Source organism: Sphingobium sp. DC-2 (assembly GCF_000722555.1).
Taxonomy (GTDB): domain Bacteria; phylum Pseudomonadota; class Alphaproteobacteria; order Sphingomonadales; family Sphingomonadaceae; genus Sphingobium; species Sphingobium quisquiliarum.
Window position 1 is genome coordinate 1 of sequence record NZ_JNAC01000001.1, and the last position, 14,073, is coordinate 14,073.

A 14,073-nucleotide genomic window follows, 5' to 3' on the forward strand; every position below is an offset into this window, starting at 1 on the left:
TCGCAAGAGCATGAAAATACGTCGGATAATTTCGAATCAGGCTCTAAGGCTGGCAGTCATGATGTTTTCAAAATCTGAAGTCCGGCTAACGGCTCGGAAACCATAAAATAGCGCATGGCACCTTCGCGCAAAGAGCCAGCGCACAACAATATCCAAGTTGGGGGTTGTTGTTGATGAAAATCCCGCGATTTCTGTCATGCTCCTCTGCAACTAAGAAGGAGGTGAGAGCATGGGGAGCGGTAACGAGCCGGGCAACGACGAATTAAAAGAACAAGCGCTGGAAATGATGGAGCAGTCCTTGGCGATCCTATACGCCTTGCAGGAACCCGCTGCTGCCGATCTCCACGATGTGATTGAGAGGGTCATGGGGTCGTCGGGCAAGATGGGGGAAGAAGGCGAGGTATGGGATTCTGTTTTTACCGATCTACCGCACCTGACCATGCGGGCCTTGTTCCTTCATCGCAATGACGGCTTTACCGTTGGCCAGATCGCACGCCGCCTCCGCATCAGCGAGGCCGACGCGGCGGAGCGCCTCGACCACGCTGTGCGCTATGTTCGCGCGCCTGCATCACCAAGAATATAGCCAGCGCTGGCGGAAAGACATTGCCCGGCCATTCCGCCAAAATCCATGTCGAACCGTAAGCCTTCAATGTACCTGCTGGTCCCAAACGCGAGCGGCTCCCTCTCCCATCACCTCCACCCTTTCCTCGCTGCTCCCGCACTTCACCTAACCACCACCCTTCCGCGCTGCTCGCCGCAAACAGGCTGACCTGCAGGCGTCGGAGGGGCGCCTGACCTATCCCGGCAGCAATTGCTTCTCCAACGCGGCAACAAGCTCCTGCCTCTTGCCAGGGTCCAACCGGTCCAGGTTACGTTGCTTCCACAAAACCGCGGGCAGTCGCCTCGCCTCATCAATGCCCGCAAGCGCCCAGTCCGGTTCACCACGCTTGAAGCCGACAAGGAATTGCCGATGAGTGTCAGGCATCCCGGCAACCATGCACGCGATGATGTCTTCACGCGCTGATTCCAGTTCCGCCAGAGTGATCGGCTGGTGAGTCATTCCGACGAAACCGCGCTCGAACTCCTCGGCGAGCGGTTTACGGGCGGGAGCGAGAACCTCGGCCATCGGGCGATTATGGCTGGCGAGGTAGACGAGAAATGCACGTCGCAAATCGTCTGTGACGCCTTCGTTCGCCAGCAAGTCGCGGACGTCGAAGAGGTCGCGAGGGTGCTGCCGGTCGAGCGCCGCCACGATTTTTCCCGCATAGAGATCGGCGAAGGACACCACCTGAATCTCAGCAAAACCAAAGGCGTCCTCGACTGCGGGAACGACACCCATAACGACGGGATCATAGACCGTCCCGCGCAACACTGGCGTGACCTCGATCTTGATCTGCACATCATCCGCACGAACGATGAGCTTGGTGACGATTTTTTCGTCAGCGGAACGCGACGCATGAATCCTGGCTCCGACCAGTCCTTCCTCGATGCGTTCCTTGATCCGCAGCATCGCCGCATCGATCGTGGCGAGCGAGGTCGCGCGGTCCTCGATCGGCAGATAGGTGAGGTCGATGTCCACCGAAAGTCGCGGCAGGTCACGCACGAACAGATTGATCGCTGTTCCGCCTTTCAGCGCGAAGATATCCTCCTTCGCGACGTGAGGCATAACACGCAGAAGAAGAGCGACCTGTCTCCGGTAGCCGTCGAGAAACGCCATACAGCTATTCTCCCGCCAGGTCGGAGGGCACGGTGATGTTGTAGCGCCGGTCGAGCTTCCCTCCTTTGACCAGGACGCGTTTGCCCGATCCGAGATCCAGGCGGGAAACATCGAGCTTCGAACGCCAGGCATGGCCATGGCGATCCGCGAAGAAGAGGAAGAGACGCTTCACTTTTACGCTCGCGCACGCCTCAAGAAGTGTCTGAAGGCGACGTGGGCTGAGGTCGCTCATTCCTTCCATCAGCATGTCGACCTGATGGAAGCTCTCATGGGGAAGCTCATCGAGCAGTTCGAGAACGGCGCGTTCCTTGCTCGAACAGCGGATCGGCAAGGTCGTGCCGGCGGTGCTGGACATCCGGGGCGCAGGCTCGGGAGGAATCTCGCCGTCGACTGGAAACAGCCGGAGGCTGTTATGCCAGCGGAACGAGACATCGAGTGGCAGGCTGTCGAGCCATGTCGGCGGCCGGCTTGGCCCATAGAGATGGACTTCGCGCACCGTTATGGAGAGATAATGAGCGTAGCCCTGCTGTTCGAGCGCTGTGCGCCCGCCAACTGTCAAAGGCAGGTCCAACAGGGATTGCAGTGAGATAACGGCCTGTTCCCAGGTGAGCGGTCCACGCGAGCGGCGATAGACGCGCCGGGTCGGGCTATCGAGCCATCCCGCGCGAACATATTGGCTCCGCAGCGATGATGAGTAACCATGGGCTTCCATCCATGCCGCGTCGACCAGCAGGCTCTCTGGGAGATCCCGTTGCAGCCGGTTTAATTTTCCTAATGTTTGCGAAGCCATGCTATGCATTTTGACAGATTGGGAAACTACTGTCGAGTTTATTAATTTCGAAATTAGCTAAGCCTTGCTTGGCATTATCAGAGCTCGGCAAACTGGATCGTGCGACCGTAGGTCAATACACTTATCCGCCCTAGGCATGGCGGTTCGCGGGCCAATTGACGGGATGCGCAACACGGCGACACCGACAGGACTGTCAAGGACTGCGCCGTTTCGCCCTGTGGCGCGGGCGGCGGGGTCCAGCCTCAATGATCCCTTGGTCGTTTCGAAGGATCTGCGCGTCGATGAGCGCCCTGGCGACAAGCTCTGAGCGCTTGTAGACGCCGTAACGCTGCTTTGCGTGGGAGACGAAATAGCGCACCGAGGTCTCGCTCAGACCGAGTATCTGGCTGATCTCCCAATCGCTCTTGCCGACGGCGACCAATGCCGTGCATTGAGCTTCGCGGCGCGTGAGCCTGGGTACGTCATGTCCGCGCGAGGCATGATGTAGTCTGAGGCCCGCCTTGAACCCGAAGGCAGCGACGATGTGGAGCGTCGTCAGTAGCGATGGCGAAGCCATGATCGGCTCCGCGCGTGCGAAAGTGCAAGACGCATGGGATTCGCTCGGTATGTGGAGCGGCACGGTGACACCGTGGACGAGACCATGCAGCCGCGCTTCTTCGAACAGGGCTGATTGTGTGCCTGTGAGATCGACATAACCGGGAATCTCGTCCCAGCTGAACGGGCGGTCCAGCAACTGGCTCACCTCATAGACTGGATCGATGACGTACGCGTGGCTCTCGGTGTAGAAACGCACGAACTCCGCCGGATAGTTGGTAATAACCAGCGCCCGTTCGACCAAGCGTGGGAGGCCGCCATGTTGGATCATCGCGACATAGGGGAAGCCCATTTTCGTGGCGGCATCAGCTAAGGCGGCGAGCAGCGCTTCCATTGAAGAAGCGACATTGAAGCGTGAGAGTGTCTCACGCAGTCTGGCATTGACATACATGGCATCCTCCTTGGGTTGTGTTGGCCGTGCACCGGCAAACGTGCCAGAAGAAGCCGTTGTGATACCTATGGGAGATAGGGGGCATTCACAGCCGTCAGCCAGCGCTATGGCTGACGCGTGAGGCTGCTAGGGCAATCGTGGATTCGCTGTTTCGAAAACCTGGCTCAGGATCCGTGACACCGCCGCCGGTATTATTCTCCTGCGAAACCTGCGCGGAACCGTTCGGCAATCGTTAGTCTGAAGCATCGTTACGATGCCCCACGCAATTTGGTGTTCTGACATTCGACTGCCTCCTCACGCCATCGTGCCGATGGTTCGCCGGAACCTCGCCAACGCAATGGCGAAGAAGATCGCGCCGATAGCAATGATAGCCAGGAACTGGGGCCAGACCACGTCAAAGCCCGCGCCCCGGTAAAGGATGGCCTGCGCCATCTTCACGAAATGGGTGGTGGGCGCGGCCAACATGACCGTCTGGACGAACTCAGGCATGCTTTCGCGCGGCGTCGAACCGCCGGACAACATCTGCAACGGCAGCAGCACCAGCATCAGCAACAAGCCGAACTGCGGCATGGAGCGCGCGATCGTCCCCATGAAGATGCCGATGGAGGTCGTGGCGAACAGGTGCAGCCCCGCTCCGGCGAGGAACAGCGCGATCGACCCTTCGACGGGAACGGACAGTACCCCTTCCACCATCGCGAAAAGCGCGAAAGCGCAGGCGACCAGGACAACGAGCCCCATGGCCCAGACCTTGCTGGCCATGATCTCGAATGGCGTCACCGGCATCACCAGCAAATGTTCGATCGTGCCGTGCTCGCGCTCGCGGATCAGGGCCGCGCCCGTCAGCACGATCGACAGCATGGTGACGCTGTTGATGATTTCCATGACCGCGCCGAACCAGCTTTGCGCCAGCGTAGGATTGAACCGCACGCGCAGCGCCAGCTCGACCGGGACCGGCGTGCTCGCACGCGTGCCTTTCATGAATTCGGCAACTTCGCCCTGCACGATCTGCTGGATGTAGCCGCCGCCCGTGAAAGCCTGGCTCATCCGCGTAGCGTCAACGTTGAGCTGCAAGCCGGGTTGGCGTCCCGCAAGTACGTCTCGCTGAAAATCGGGCGGGATGTCGAGAGCGAACGTATAGCGCCCGGCATCCAGCCCCTTGTCCACTTCGTTCAGTCCCACGATCGAAGGGGGCGTGAAGTGCGGCGGATAAAAGGCGCCGGTTATCCGGCTGGAAAGCTGCGACTGGTCTTCATCGACGATCGCGATAGGCGCCTTGTGCAGCGTTTCCGGCATGGCGGTTGCCGCGACGTAGATCCCCACCGAGAACGAATAGAGGATCAGGAACAGCATCATCGGATCGCGCCACAGGCTGCGCAGTTCCTTGATGCCGAGCCGGTAGATGTTGGCCGCGTGGCGCATATCAGCTCTCCTGCTTGCGCAGCAACGCGACACACAGCGCCAGGATGACGGGAAACGTCGCGAACAGCACGAGAAGGTCGGGCCAGAGGTCGGCGAACCCCAGCCCCTTGGAAAAGACGCCGCGGCAGATGGTGACGAACCAGGTCGCGGGATATATCGATCCGATCACCGCGCCCGCCCCCTCGAGCGAGGACACCGGGTTGATCAGGCCGGAAAACTGCACGGCGGGCAGGATCGTGCCGATGGCGGTGGCGAACATCGCGGCAATCTGGCTGCGCATGAAGATGGAGAACAGCAGGCCGATGGCCGTCGCCGACAGCGTATAGAAGAGAGCGCCCAGCGTCATCGCGAGGAAACTGCCCGTCAACGGCACGCCGAACATCGTGACGGCGAGGAACACCAGCAGGACATAGTTCAGCATGGCGAGCGCGACATAGGGAAGCTGCTTGCCCAGCAGGAATTCCACCTTGCTGATCGGCGTCACGTAGAAATTGACGATGGATCCCAGCTCCTTTTCCCGCACCACGCTCAAAGCCGTCAGCATCGCCGGGAACAAGAGCAGCATCATCGGAATCACGGCCGGCGCGATGGCCACAAGGCTTTTCACGTCCGGATTGTAACGATAGCGCAGCTCGATATTGACGAGACCCATCGATGGCCGCGCACCTGTTTCCTGCACGGCCATTTCACTGAGCCAGTGGGCATGCAGGGCCTGGACATAGCCTTGCACGGTCTCAGCCCGCTGCGGCATGGCGCCATCGACCCATACACCGATCTGCACCGGCACGCCCCGGCGCAGGTCGCGCGCGAAATTGGGCGGAATCTCCAGGGCCACGCTCAGTTCGCCCGAGCGCATCCGCCGGTCCAACTGGCTATAGTCGGTGATCGGCGGCCGTTCGATGAAATAGCGCGATCCGGCCAGGTTGAGGACGTAGTTCTCGCTGGTGGTCGTGCCGTCGCGGTCCAGCACGGCGAACGGCAAGTCCTCCACGTCCATGCTGATGCCATAGCCCATGATGAACATCAGGATGACGCTGCCGAGCAGAGCCAGAGTGGCGCGGATGGGATCACGGCGCAATTCCAGCCCTTCGCGCCGGGCATAGCTCATCATCCGGCGCCGCATGAACCATGGGGAGCGGGCCGGTGCAGCCGAAATGTCCTGATCGGCCGCGGCAGGCGCGCCCGCAGGAACCGGATCGTCCCTCTTTTCTGTCGGCGTCTCGCCGCTCGCATCCTGAAGATAGGCGATGAACGCTTCTTCCAGGTCCGCCGCGCCGCGGTTCTCGACAATGGCGGCGGGAGTGTCGCTGACCAGCACCTTGCCCGCATGCATCAGCGATATGCGGTCGCACCGCTCCGCTTCGTTCATGAAGTGCGTGGAAATGAAGATCGTCACCTTGTCGCGCCGGGACAGGTCGATCATCATCTGCCAGAACTGGTCCCGCGCGATCGGATCGACGCCGGACGTCGGTTCATCGAGGATCAGCATTTCCGGCTTGTGGATCATGGCGACGGCTAGGCTGAGCCGCTGGCGCTGGCCCAGCGGCAAGGCGCCGGGCAACGCATCCATGATGCCATCCAGGCCGAACCGCTGCGCCATTTCCCTCACGCGGGCCGGCACGTCTTCGGCGGGAACATGGAAGAGCTGGGCATGCAGCTCGAGGTTCTGCCGGACCGTCAGTTCCGAGTAGAGCGAGAAGGCCTGGCTCATATAGCCGACGCGCCGGCGCGTCGCCATGTCGTCATTCTCGACCTCGCGGCCGAACAGCCAGGCCTGGCCTTCGCTGGCTTTCAGCAGGCCGGTCAGCATCTTCATGGTGGTTGACTTGCCGCAGCCGTTGGAGCCGAGGAATCCAAAGATCTCGCCGCGCTCGATGCGAAAATCGACATGATCGACTGCCGTGAAATCGCCGAAACGCATGGTGAGCCCCTGCGCCTCGATGGCGATCTCGGCCTCGCCGCCGTCGCTGCGCGGCGGAATTTCCACCGGCTTGTGCCCGCGGCGGCGCTCCTCGGGAAGCATCGAGATAAACGCCTGTTCCAGCGACTGTTCGCCGGTGCGTGCATAGAAGTCGGCTGCGGTGCCGGTGGCCAGCACCTTTCCCGCGTCCATCGCGATCAGCCAGTCGAAGCGTTCGGCCTCTTCCATATAGGCCGTGGCGACCAGCACGCTCATGTGCGGGCGGTTCGCGCGGATGCGGTCGATCAGATCCCAGAATTGCGCGCGCGACATGGGATCGACGCCGGTTGTCGGCTCATCCAGCAGCAGGAAATCGGGATCGTGGATGAGCGCGCAGCACAAGCCGAGCTTCTGCTTCATGCCGCCCGAAAGCTTGCCCGCCGGGCGCTTGCGGAACGGCGCGAGGCCCGTGCTTTCGGTGAGGTCGGCAATGCGGCGCTCGCGTTCGGCCGCGTCCTGCCCGAACAACCGCCCGAAGAATTCGAGATTTTCGTCGATGGAGAGCGTAGGATAGAGGTTCTTGCCCAGCCCCTGCGGCATATAGGCGATGCGCGGACACACGGCGTTGCGGTGGCGGGCCTCGGCCATGTCGCCGCCCAGCACCTCGACCCGGCCCTCCTGGATGGCTCGCGCGCCCGCGATCAGGGAAAACAGGCTGGACTTGCCGACGCCGTCCGGGCCGATCATCGCCACCATGCGCCCGGCGGGGATTTCAAGATTCACATCATCGAGCGCCAGCACCTTGCCGTAATGCAGGCTCACGCCCGAAACGCGGGCGACAGCTTCCGTCATTGCGGCACGTTGACGGTCAGTTTCGCGGGCCATTCGGATTTCGGATCGATCCGCACATAGGCCATGCCCGGAAGGCCGGTCTTGACCTGGGTGATATAGCGATCGAGCAACTTGCGATCGATCTGCGCCTTCACGCGGAACATCAGTTTCTGGCGCTCGCTTTGCGTCTCCACCGTCTTGGGCGTGAACTGGGCCACATCGGCAACGAAGCTGACTTTCGCAGGGATCGCACGATCCGGAAGCGCATCGAGCACGATGCGTACATCGCTGCCCAGCGCCACCTTGCCCGCGACCGTTTCCGGCAGGAAGAAGGTCATGTAGACGTCGCCCAGATTGACCAGGTTGAGCACGCGCCCGCCGCCACCCACGACTTCGCCCGGCTGGGCGACGCGATATTGCACGCGGCCGGCCGTCGGCGCCTTGAGGTCGCTGTCGCGGATATCGGCCTCGATCCGCTGGATGGTGGCGCGCACGGCATCGACCTGCGAACGCGCGCCGATCACCTGGTTGCGCGCCGTCGTGATCGCCGCGTCGACGGCCGCGAGTTGGGCGCGAGCGGCCTCCACTGCCGCCGCCGCGCCTTCGACGCGGGCCTGATCGTCATCCCGTTCCTGCACGGCGGTCGCACCTTCTCGCGCCAGCGTTTCCGATCGCGCCAGCCGCTTGCGCGCCGCGTTCAGCTCCGCCTCACGCTGGCGGACGCCGGCGAGAGCCGCCGCCCGGTTGCTCTGCTGCTGCGCGACCTGGCTGGTCGCGATCTGGATGCCGTTCAGCGCCTGCGCCAGTTGCGCTTCGGCTTCGGCCCTCTGGGCACTCAGCACGTCCGTATCCATATGGGCGACGACTTGCCCCGCCTGCACGAACGCGCCTTCGTCGACCAGGATTTCGCGGATGCGGCCGGGCGATTTGGCGGAAACGTCGATTTCAACCGCTTCGATCCGGCCGTTACCGCCGACGATGCCTTCGGGCAAATCGCCGGGCTTGAGCACCTGCCAAAGGAGCAGAGCTACAACGACGAGCGCCGCCGCGATGCCGCCCCTGATGAGCCATGTCTTCCGGGACGCCGTCATCACCTGTGTTCTCCGCCTTGATCGTTGCTGTCGTGGACGACTTCGGCGGGACCCCCGCCAAGCGCCGCGTAGAGGGCTATGCCGCTCGCCAGATGAGCGCGGCGCAACTGGATCAGCGCCTGTTCGGTGTCGAAAAGGTCGCGTTGCGCGTCCAGCACTTCCAGATAGGCCGAACGCCCGTTGTCGAACCGCAACCCGGCCAGCCGAGCCCGTTCGCGCAAGGCGTCCAGCGAGCTGCGCGCGGTGTCGATCCGCAACGCCAGTTGCCGGCGCCGGACCAGCGCGTCGGAAACATCACGAAACGCGCCCTGCACGGTCTTTTCATAGCTGGCCACGGCTTCGACCTGCCGCGCTTTCGCCAGATCGAGGTTGCCGGAAAGGCGGCCCGCATTGAACAGCGGCAGGGCGATCGTCGGGGTGAAGCTCCACGCGCGGCTCCCGTCGCCGAACAGCCCGTCGAGATCGGAACTCGCCGTGCCGAAGGCACCCGTCAGGCTGATATTGGGAAAGAACGCCGCCCGCGCCGCGCCGATATCGGCGTTGGCCGCCCGCAATTGATATTCCGCCGCCACGATATCAGGCCGGTTGACCAGAAGGTCGGAGGGCAAGCCCGGCGGAAGGGCGATATCCGGTCCGGTTTCGGCAAGACCGAGGGGCCCAGGCACGATCTCCACGGGCCGCCCGACCAGCAGCGCCAGCGCGTTGCGGTTCACGTCGCGGTCCTGCTCAAGCGCTTGCAGCGCATCCTGCGCCTGCGCCAGCAGCAACTGCGCCTGGGTCATTTCCAGTTTGGAACCTGAACCAACTTCATAGCGGCGACGCATGATCCGCAGCGAGTCCTCGCGCGTGACGATCGTCCGCCGGGCAAGCGCGAGGCGTTCCTCATATTCGCGCTCCAGCAGATAGCCATTGGCGACCTGCGCGATCAGGCCGGTGGCAACGGCGCGCTTCGCCTCTTCCGTCGCCAGATAACGATTGCGCGCGGCGTCGTTCAGGTTGCGCAGACGGCCCCAGAAATCGATTTCCCAGCTCGCGCTCACCTGCGCGGTGACCTGCTTGATGTCATAGCTCTGCGTGCCTGCGCCCGGCAGGCTGATGATGGAACGACCCCGCGTGCCGGTGCCGACGGCGTTGAGTTCGGGATAGAGCGCCGATCCCTCGATACGCCAGGCCGCGCGCGCCTGATCGACGCGGGCCGCGGCGATACGGATATCGCGGTTGTTCTCCAGCGCGGCCGCGATCAGCGCACGCAGATGCTCTTCCCGGAAGAAATCATGCCAACCGATCCGCGCGATGGACGCGCCCAGCGCGGCTGGCGCGGGATAGTCCTGCGGCACCGGCTGGGCCGGCCGGACATTGGGCGGCGCGAAGGAACAGCCGGACAGGAAAGATGGCACGATCATCGCCGCCATGACGGCCCGGAACCCGCATAAACGGCCAGTAATATGAGCGCGGCGAGCCATCTAGTCCGGTTCCATTCTGGTTCAAACAGGCGGTACGCCTATGGGCAAGCACCTCTCCGGACTATTAGTATCTACACTTAGTGGTTTTGATATTGCCCGGTATCACTTGCCGATCAAGCGCGAAAGCTGGAATGAAGCAGCGATGGGCCGCGAGCGATTCATGAAAGATGACGGCGCCGCATCGGGAACCGGCTCGCGTCTGCCTGCCCGCGATCCCAGGGGAGGAAGGCCGCCACAGGAGGTCGCAGCCCGGCTTGGACATCATATCCTCGAGACGGCGCTTGCCCAATTCATCGCCGGCGGCGTCGAGGGTACGAGTATGGAAGCTATCGCCGCCGCCGCACAGACATCGAAGCGAACGCTCTATTCCCGCTTCGGCTCAAAGCTCGCCCGGCTCGTCGCCGCCATGGAACACGGCCTTGCCCGCTATCTCGATCCGATCGCGGCATCGGTCCCTCGAGGAAGCACCCGCAAAAAAATCGCCTATATCGCTCGCAGGATGCTCGACCTGTCGCTTCAAGGCGATGTCGTGGGCATCGAAGCGCTCATCATCTGGCTGGCAAACCACAATCCGGGCATGATGCGGGCACAGCCCGCGATCGGCACCCAGTTCGGCATCGATCTGATGCAGACGATCCTTGCCGAGGCGAGCGAACCGAACAGCGAGGAAGCAGGCGATCTTCCGTTCCTCGCTGCTTTTCTCTTCGACGCGCTGGTCACCGTGCCGCGCCAGCGCATCCTGCAGCGCCATGATCTGCACAACACCACCCGGACAAAGGCTGCCTATATCGAGCGAGCGCTCGACCTCATGGCAAAGGCCATTCCGTTCCTGAACGAAGGGCGCGGTAACCGCCTCACATCCTGAAGCCCTCGCCAAGATAGCGATGCCGGACTTCGGGGTTGTCGAGTACCGCTTCTGGGCCGCCCTCGAACAGCATCCTGCCCTGATCGATGATATAGGCCCGCTCGACCAGTTCGAGCATCTCATGCACATTGTGGTCGGTCAGAAGGATCGCCACGCCTTCTCGCTTGAGCTTTCGCACCATCGCCTTGACGTCGGCGATCGACATGGGATCGATGCCCGCGAACGGTTCATCGAGCAGGATGACCGAGGGCGCTGCCGCCATGGCCCTGGCGATCTCGCAGCGCCTGCGTTCCCCGCCGGACAACCGCTGTGCGGGAACGTCGCGAATGTGGGCGATATTGAACTCGGCAAGAAGTTCATCGAGCCGCGCGGCAGCTACATCGCGATCGGTGATATGCAGTTCGAGCACGGCCGCGATATTCTCCGCAGCCGTCATGCCGCGGAAGATCGATCCTTCCTGGGGAAGATAGCCGAGGCCCAGCTTCGCTCTTCGATCCATGGGAAGCGCGGTGACATCCTGACCGCCAATCTCGATCCTGCCGGCATCCACGCTCATCAGGCCGGCAATCGCATAGAAGCAGAGCGTCTTGCCGGCCCCGTTTGGCCCCAGAAGCCCCACGATTTCGCCTGCCCGCACTTCGAGCGCGACATCGTCAAGCACCTTCCGCTTGCCAAAGGACTTCTCGATCCCGGCGATCGAAAGAACCGTCGGCGCGCGCTCGACTGCGACCGGTCCGATTGACGCGGGCGCAAGCGGCTCGCTCTCCGAACGCGCGGCCGGCGATACGAGTTGGGCATCATGCCCGAGATTTCCGCCAAGGTCCCTCAAAAGCCGGGTCAGTACGCGTCTCCATCCCGGCCGGCCAGCACCAGCGCAACCGCTGCCATCATGGCGATCTCGCGGATCATCCATTCTCCTTCAATTTCCCGCAAAATTGCCCGGGATGACGACCGCCGTACACTGTATCTCCAGGCAATGCATCGCCATCGTGAACTATACCTAGTGGCTTTACGCTCAATGATTGAGGCTCCTTTTTCTCCAGCAGGCCATGGCCGAATATCCCCGCGCCCGCGGTTGCGACTGGCCGTCAGACAGCCGTCCGGTCGCAACCAAGCTCCGTGCGGCTTGCATTCTATCTTACCTATGCAGTACCGTTCGGCATAAGAAGAACCGGGAGGGGCGGCCCAAACATCTGCTGTGGAATCCTGTCGGAGAGACGAGGCACCTTCCAGCGGAACTCGGAGTATATAGTCATGGCCACGTCCCCTCCGCCTTCCGACGATCCGCTGGACGGAATCAGCGAAACGCTCGACCGCACGGCATCGGCGGCCATCGCGCAGACGACTTTCGGCCTTTCGCCGGCCACGCTCCTGCTTGCCATGGCCGATTGGGGGATTCATCTCGCCACGTCGCCGGGCAAACAAATGCAGCTTGGCGCCAAGGCCATCCGCAAGCATGCCCGGCTTTTCGACTATCTGCAGCGCCGCATGGAAGACAGCGAGGCCGAACCGGCCATCGAACCATTGCCGCAGGACCGGCGCTTCGCCGATCCCGCCTGGAAAGAATTACCTTTCAATCTCGTCGCTCAGGCCTTCCTGCTCAACCAGCAATGGTGGCACGCCGCGACGACAGGCATTGGCGGTGTCTCGAAACATCATGAAGACATGGTGGAATTCGCCGCACGGCAGATGCTGGACATGCTCGCGCCGACCAACTTTCTCGCCACCAATCCCGTTCTCCAACACAAGATCGCGGAAACAGGTGGCCAATGCCTGGTCGACGGCTTCCGGCACCTGGTCGAGGACATGCAGCACATGGCGCGCGGCCTGCCGCCGGTCGGCGCCGAAGCCTTTCGCGTGGGCGAAAACGTCGCCACTGCCAAAGGCAAGGTCGTCTACCGCAACAAGCTGATCGAACTGATCCAGTATGAACCGACCACGGACACCGTGCGGCCCGAGCCAATCCTGATCGTGCCCGCGTGGATCATGAAATACTATATTCTCGACCTGTCGCCCGAGAACTCGCTGGTCCGCTGGCTGACGGCGCAAGGCTTCACCGTGTTCATGATTTCGTGGCACAATCCCGGCAGTGCCGACCGTGACCTCGACATGGACGCCTACCGGCACCTCGGACCGATGGCGGCGCTCGATGCGGTGACGGCGATCACCGGCGCGACGGGCATCCATGCCATGGGCTATTGCCTTGGCGGCACGCTGCTTTCCATCGCGGCCGCGGCCATGGCGCGCGACGGAGATGACAGGCTCGCCAGCGTCACACTGCTGGCCGCACAGACGGAATTCAGCGAGCCGGGGGAATTGGGCCTGTTTATCGACGAAGGCCAGCTCAACCTGCTGGAGAACATGATGTGGAGCCGGGGCTATCTGGACAGCAGCCAGATGGGCGGCGCCTTCCAGGTCTTGCGTTCCAACGACCTGGTCTGGTCGCGTGTGCTCGCCACCTACCTGATGGGCGAGCGCGAACCGATGAACGACCTCATGGCCTGGAACGCCGACGGCACACGGATGCCCTATGCCATGCACAGCCAGTATCTGCGCCGCCTGTTCCTCGACGACGACCTGGCCGAAGGAAAATACCGGGTGGATGGGCGAACCATCAACCTTGCCTCCATCCGCAAACCGCTGTTCGTGGTCGGAACCGAGCGCGATCATGTCGCGCCGTGGCATTCCGTCCACAAGATCCACCTGCTGACCGGGGCCGAGATCACTTTCGTCCTGACCAGCGGCGGGCACAATGCCGGCATCGTTTCGGAACCGGGCCACAAGGGCCGCCGCTACCGCGTGTTGACCCGCGAGGTCGACGGCACCTCCTACGATCCCGAAGAATGGGCAAGCCGCGCCGAGCAAAAGCAAGGCTCATGGTGGACGGCGTGGGGAGAATGGCTGGCCGCGCGTTCGGGAGAACCTGGTGCGCCGCCGCCCATGGGCGCAGCGGACAAGGGCTATGCGGCGATCGCCGATGCTCCCGGCCATTATGTGCTGGAGCATTGAGCA

The 14,073-nt window shown here is 62.6% G+C and carries 11 protein-coding genes; 3 read left to right on the top strand and 8 right to left on the bottom strand.

Annotated features, from left to right (window positions below):
* The first annotated feature begins 229 nt into the window (after nucleotides 1-229).
* Nucleotides 230-583, top strand: a complete 354-nt coding sequence (locus ET21_RS0100010) for a hypothetical protein (RefSeq protein ID WP_013846840.1) — start codon at nucleotides 230-232, stop codon at nucleotides 581-583.
* A 213-nt stretch (nucleotides 584-796) separates the two neighbouring features.
* Here ET21_RS0100010 and ET21_RS0100015 read toward each other — a convergent pair whose 3' ends face one another.
* The 7 genes from ET21_RS0100015 to ET21_RS0100045 form a co-directional block, all read right to left on the bottom strand.
* Nucleotides 797-1,717 (bottom strand): nucleotidyl transferase AbiEii/AbiGii toxin family protein, encoded by a 921-nt coding sequence (locus ET21_RS0100015; protein WP_013846841.1) that lies wholly within the window; start codon nucleotides 1,715-1,717, stop codon nucleotides 797-799.
* Between the two features lie 4 nt (nucleotides 1,718-1,721).
* Nucleotides 1,722-2,507, bottom strand: coding sequence for a type IV toxin-antitoxin system AbiEi family antitoxin (locus ET21_RS0100020; RefSeq protein WP_021690794.1), 786 nt, complete (start codon nucleotides 2,505-2,507; stop codon nucleotides 1,722-1,724).
* A 193-nt stretch (nucleotides 2,508-2,700) separates the two neighbouring features.
* Nucleotides 2,701-3,492, bottom strand: a complete 792-nt coding sequence (locus ET21_RS0100025; protein ID WP_013846843.1) for an autoinducer binding domain-containing protein — start codon at nucleotides 3,490-3,492, stop codon at nucleotides 2,701-2,703.
* Nucleotides 3,493-3,786: 294 nt separating this feature from the next.
* Nucleotides 3,787-4,911, bottom strand: coding sequence for an ABC transporter permease (locus ET21_RS0100030; RefSeq protein ID WP_030090407.1), 1,125 nt, complete (start codon nucleotides 4,909-4,911; stop codon nucleotides 3,787-3,789).
* Between the two features lies 1 nt (nucleotide 4,912).
* The gene (rbbA, locus tag ET21_RS0100035; RefSeq protein WP_030538167.1) at nucleotides 4,913-7,663 is read right to left on the bottom strand and encodes a ribosome-associated ATPase/putative transporter RbbA; all 2,751 of its coding nucleotides are present in this window, start codon (nucleotides 7,661-7,663) and stop codon (nucleotides 4,913-4,915) included.
* Nucleotides 7,660-8,733, bottom strand: a complete 1,074-nt coding sequence (locus tag ET21_RS0100040) for an HlyD family secretion protein (RefSeq protein ID WP_021246282.1) — start codon at nucleotides 8,731-8,733, stop codon at nucleotides 7,660-7,662. The genes rbbA and ET21_RS0100040 overlap by 4 nt, the downstream gene beginning before the upstream one ends.
* On the bottom strand, nucleotides 8,733-10,196 hold the full coding sequence (locus tag ET21_RS0100045; RefSeq protein ID WP_231746291.1) for an efflux transporter outer membrane subunit: 1,464 nt from the start codon (nucleotides 10,194-10,196) through the stop codon (nucleotides 8,733-8,735). Before ET21_RS0100045 ends, ET21_RS0100040 begins: the two co-directional genes overlap by 1 nt.
* Before the next feature lie 160 nt (nucleotides 10,197-10,356).
* On the opposite strand from ET21_RS0100045, the gene ET21_RS26305 reads away from it, so the two are divergent.
* Nucleotides 10,357-11,061, top strand: a complete 705-nt coding sequence (locus tag ET21_RS26305) for a TetR/AcrR family transcriptional regulator (RefSeq protein ID WP_081856549.1) — start codon at nucleotides 10,357-10,359, stop codon at nucleotides 11,059-11,061.
* Here the strand turns inward: ET21_RS26305 and lptB are convergent.
* The gene (gene lptB, locus ET21_RS0100055; protein WP_081856542.1) at nucleotides 11,051-11,974 is read right to left on the bottom strand and encodes an LPS export ABC transporter ATP-binding protein; all 924 of its coding nucleotides are present in this window, start codon (nucleotides 11,972-11,974) and stop codon (nucleotides 11,051-11,053) included. The two genes, ET21_RS26305 and lptB, sit on opposite strands and share 11 nt — an antisense overlap.
* Before the next feature lie 341 nt (nucleotides 11,975-12,315).
* Here lptB and ET21_RS0100065 point away from each other — a divergent pair, with 341 nt between their 5' ends.
* A complete protein-coding gene (locus ET21_RS0100065; RefSeq protein ID WP_030090402.1) occupies nucleotides 12,316-14,070 on the top strand; it encodes an alpha/beta hydrolase in 1,755 nt (584 codons plus the stop codon).
* The last annotated feature ends 3 nt before the right edge of the window (nucleotides 14,071-14,073 follow it).